At 63.0% G+C, this 3,969-nt stretch carries 5 protein-coding genes; 2 read left to right on the forward strand and 3 right to left on the reverse strand.

Annotated elements, in window-relative coordinates:
- Nucleotides 1-84 precede the first annotated feature (84 nt).
- The gene (locus tag B4F73_RS08055; RefSeq protein ID WP_290482966.1) at nucleotides 85-1,197 is read left to right on the forward strand and encodes an FAD-dependent oxidoreductase; all 1,113 of its coding nucleotides are present in this window, start codon (nucleotides 85-87) and stop codon (nucleotides 1,195-1,197) included.
- A gap of 96 nt (nucleotides 1,198-1,293) precedes the next feature.
- On the opposite strand, the gene B4F73_RS08060 is transcribed toward B4F73_RS08055, so the two are convergent.
- From B4F73_RS08060 to B4F73_RS08070, 3 genes are read right to left on the reverse strand one after another with little or no spacing between them, the layout of a single operon-like run.
- Nucleotides 1,294-1,659, reverse strand: coding sequence for an endonuclease domain-containing protein (locus tag B4F73_RS08060; RefSeq protein ID WP_290481219.1), 366 nt, complete (start codon nucleotides 1,657-1,659; stop codon nucleotides 1,294-1,296).
- Nucleotides 1,660-1,665: 6 nt separating this feature from the next.
- A complete protein-coding gene (locus tag B4F73_RS08065; protein WP_290482967.1) occupies nucleotides 1,666-2,109 on the reverse strand; it encodes a hypothetical protein in 444 nt (147 codons plus the stop codon).
- Complete coding sequence (locus B4F73_RS08070) at nucleotides 2,106-2,990, reverse strand: ParA family protein (RefSeq protein ID WP_051607473.1); 885 nt, start codon at nucleotides 2,988-2,990, stop codon at nucleotides 2,106-2,108. Before B4F73_RS08070 ends, B4F73_RS08065 begins: the two co-directional genes overlap by 4 nt.
- Before the next feature lie 217 nt (nucleotides 2,991-3,207).
- Here B4F73_RS08070 and B4F73_RS08075 point away from each other — a divergent pair.
- Nucleotides 3,208-3,969, forward strand: a 762-nt coding sequence (locus B4F73_RS08075) for a phage portal protein (protein ID WP_290482968.1), incomplete at its 3' end; no start/stop codon positions are given.

Below are 3,969 nucleotides of genomic sequence, written 5' to 3' on the forward strand. Positions count from 1 at the left end.
GGGCCTTGGGTACGGGTCTTGTGATCTGCCTTGATCTTGCCAGACCCGTGATCGAAGGTGCGGGTCGGAAGCGAGGGATTTCAGATGAGCCAGATGACACGCCGGGCCTTCACGGCGACCGGACTGACCGCAGCAGTGGCCGGATGCGCGACTGTTCCGCAGGCGCCGGGCGTGGTGATGAAGCCCGTGCCGCCGGTCCTTGTGTCTGCCGACCGGGTCGTGCGCGTGGATGTGGGGCTGAGGCCCTACCGGGCGTCTGGCTTCCGGGTGGAGCGGGAAATGCTGGGCGAGACGGCGGTGGTCCACAATTACGGGCATGGCGGCGGCGGGATCACCCTGTCCTGGGGCTCGGCGCAGCTGGCCGTGGAGGAAGGGTTTGATCCGGATGTGGCGGAATATGCCGTGCTGGGCGCGGGGGCGCTGGGCCTGTCGACGGCGATGTTGTTGCTGGAACGCGGGGCGAAGGTGACGCTCTATGCCAAGGCGCTGAGCCCGAACACGACCTCCAACATCGCAGGCGGGCAGTGGTGGCCGGCTTCGGTGTATGACAGTGCGGCCATCGCCCCCGGATACATGGACCGGCATGTCGCGGCGGCGCGTCATTCTTTCCGGCGGTTCCAGTTACTGACCGGCCCGGATTATGGCATCAGTTGGGAAGTGAACTATGTCTTGTCAGACCGGCCCGTGACAAACCAACCCGCGCGGGCGGGCCACCCGATGGAAGAATTCGCGATCAATGTTGTCGATTACGCGCCGGGGGAATTGCCGTTCACGACCGCCCATGCGCGCAGTTTCGATACGATGATGGTGGACACGCCGCATTATCTCCGCAAGCTGGAAGAAGATGTAAGGGAACGGGGTGGACGGATCATTGTGCGCGCGTTTCAGGACGCTGCAGAGGTGGCGGCATTGGACGAGGCAGTGGTGTTCAATTGCACCGGGCTGGGCGCGGGCAAACTGTTTGGCGATACCGAAATCCATCCGGTGCGCGGCCAGCTCGTGATCCTCAAGCCGCAGGCCGAGATCGACTATAATATCATCACGGGCGGCAGCGCCTACATGTTCGGCCGCCGCGACGGGATCGTACTGGGCGGAACCTTCCAGCACCATAACTGGTCGCTGGAACCGAGCGATGCCGACACTGCCGCGATCCTCGCGGCCAATCGGAGATTGTTTGCGGGTGGGGTGGAGGCCTGACTGTGATCCGCGCAATATGTGATGTGATGGGAGTCAGCGAGAACCCCCTCTAACTCCCCCTTTTCAAGGGGGAGAACAGGTGGGGGTCTGAGCGGACTAGCCTTCGCGCTGCCGGATCAATTCGATCTCGGACCTGATCCGTTGAGCCACCGCCTCAAGCGACTCATCGATATGAGAGACCGGAATGCGCATAATGGAGATCCCTCGTTCGCCAAGAAAGGCGTCTCGCCGGGCATCGCGGCTCGGATCATGCCAGTCGCCATCGATTTCGACGGCGAATTTCAGGGACGGGCAGTAATAGTCGAGAAAGTAAGGCCCGACCGGGTGTTGGCGTCGAAACGATACCCCCATCTGCTTGCGACTCAGCACAAGCCACACCTTGTATTCCGTCTTCGAAGCAGACTGGCGAAGGGCACGGGCGCGGCGGGTGTGCTCAGGCGTGCGCGAGAACTTGTCCGCCATGATGCGTCAGCCCCCGGTGCGGAAGGCTTTCCGGCCGAAATAGGCGTTCTTGGGGGCGGCCGGGGTGTCGTCTGCGCTCGTGTCTTCGGCGGCCTTGGCGGGTTCAGTCGGTGGCGGATTGGTGCCGTTCATAAGGCCGCGGATCCAGGCGCAGGCGGCGCCAGCCGTCGAGACTTCAAGGTCCGGGACAGATCGGTCCATGCGGCGCGCCAACTGGCGGGCCTGGTGGGCGGTCAGCGATTTCAGCGTGGTTTCGAACAGGTCGGCCCCGACGGTCTCGCGCAAATGCTTCATGTCGTCCGTGGTCTGACCGGCGGAGATCATCAGCTTTTTCGCCAGCAGCATTGTGGCCGCCGCAAAATCCTTCTCGCCCAGCTTGGCAAAGCGATCGCGTTGGTTGAGCAGGGATTCCAGCGCTACGGCGCTGCGGGGAGTGGCGGTGTCGCTCATTGAATTTTCTCTCGTACTTCCTTGAGCAGGCTCTCGATGATGCCGAGCGCGTCACCGGGCCATTTGGCCTGCAGCGTCGGCTCCGGGCCAAGCTCGATCGGGTTGGTGGCAAAGCCCTGCTTCATCGGGATGACCGTGTCGAACATGTCGAACTCGGTTTCCTTGGCGCTGGCGGCCTCGCGCATGGCATTCAGCACGACTTGCTGGTGCGGCGTGCCATCATAGCGGGTGGCAAGCACGCAGGGCAGGTTCTCGATATCGCGGTTGCGGAGGTTTCGCATGATATCGCCCGTGAACAGGTCGAGGCCGAGTGTGGACATGAAGTCCGGAATGGTTGGTACAATGATCAGGTGGCTGGCGGCGAGGACGGTTTCGGTCATCACCGAAATGCCGGGAGGGCAGTCGCAGATGATGACGTCGTAGTCCGCCTTCAGCTTCTCGAAATCATCGCGCATGCGGCGGCCAACCTGGCCCTGCAGCGCTTCCATGGAATAGCCCTTGGCGGTCAGCTCATAGATCAGCTCGCGCTCGGTCTTGCGCAGACGCGGCGAGGACGGGATCAGGTCCAGTTCGAGCGGCTTGCCATTATAGCTGACATCAGAAGCGTCGGTGACGATGAATTCCGACAGGCGCTTGTGCTCGCCAGCGAAGAAATTCTCCAGCAGCCAGTCGGAAATCGTGACGTAATCATTGATGGCTTGAAAGAGGTGCTCGTCGCCTTCATGGCCGTAGACCAGCAGGGACGCATTGGCCTGTGTATCCAGGTCCACCACCAGTGTGCGAAAGCCATTGGCCGCAAAAGCTTCTGCCAGACTGACACAAGTAGTGGTTTTGCCAACGCCGCCCTTGGAGTTGGCGACGGAAATGACACGTGCCGACATTCTGTAAGCTCCTTTGCCCCTGATCGAATGGCGAAAGAGCAGATTTGCGCCCGTCTGGCTATGGCTGCGGGCCAAGAAAATACAGGGATAGTGACCGGTTAATCCTCAACTATTTCGCCATAGCGGACTGATTTTTCGCGACTTTTCCAAGCTGAATCCGATGGGGGTGGCGAGGATTTAATTTCTGCTCATCAACGCAAATGGAGCAGCGCCCCTCATGAACCCGATCTGGCCCTTCAACCGTCGCCCGCGCGAGGCGAAATCCGCGCCCCCTCTGGTAGCGCTATCCGAGGTGGGTGAGGCCCGTTGGGGCAGCCGGGACGGCGCGGCCCTGACGCGGGACGGATATCTGGCCAATGCCATTGCCTATCGGGCGGTCCGCATGGTGGCGGAGGCGGCGGCTGCGGTGCCGCTGGTCACGGCGCATGAGGGCGCGAGCCGCCTGTTGCGACGGCCCCAGCCGGACGGCATTGCGACCGAATTGTTCGAGACGGCCTATTCCCAGCTCCAGCTGACCGGGAATGCGTTCCTGGAAGGGGTGCGACTGGAGGCGGCGGACGGGGCGGGAGTGTCGGCGCTTTATGCGCTGGCCCCGTCCGCCATGCGGCCGGTTGCGAATGCGCGCGGATGGGTCGAGGCTTGGGCCGTGCGTGAGCGTCATGGCGAGCGACTGATCCGGCGCGATGCCGAGACCGGCTGGAGCCCCGTGCTGCACCTGAAACTGTTCAACCCGGTTAGCGACACGATGGGGCTTCCGCCGCTTGGCGCCGCAAGGCGGGCGCTGGACCTGCACAATGCGAGCGCCGACTGGGCCAAGGCCCTGATCGACAATTCGGCCAAACCCTCCGGCGCGCTGGTCTATGGCGGGCATGGGCGGATGCCGCCGGACCAGTTCGACGCGCTGAAGGCTGAGCTGGAAGGCATGTATTCCGGCGCGGCGAATGCCGGGCGGCCCCTGCTGCTGGAAGGCGGGCTGGAC

The sequence above is a fragment of the Hyphomonas sp. UBA3601 genome (genome assembly GCF_002375605.1).
In the GTDB taxonomy this organism is placed as follows: Bacteria; Pseudomonadota; Alphaproteobacteria; order Caulobacterales; family Hyphomonadaceae; genus Hyphomonas.

Bases quoted from the DNA above. Each gene is read 5' to 3' on its own strand.
- B4F73_RS08055 (WP_290482966.1), top strand. From the start codon at position 85: ATGAGCCAGATGACACGCCGGGCCTTCACGGCGACCGGACTGACCGCA.
- B4F73_RS08060 (WP_290481219.1), bottom strand. From the start codon at position 1,659: ATGGCGGACAAGTTCTCGCGCACGCCTGAGCACACCCGCCGCGCCCGT.
- B4F73_RS08065 (WP_290482967.1), bottom strand. From the start codon at position 2,109: ATGAGCGACACCGCCACTCCCCGCAGCGCCGTAGCGCTGGAATCCCTG.
- B4F73_RS08070 (WP_051607473.1), bottom strand. From the start codon at position 2,990: ATGTCGGCACGTGTCATTTCCGTCGCCAACTCCAAGGGCGGCGTTGGC.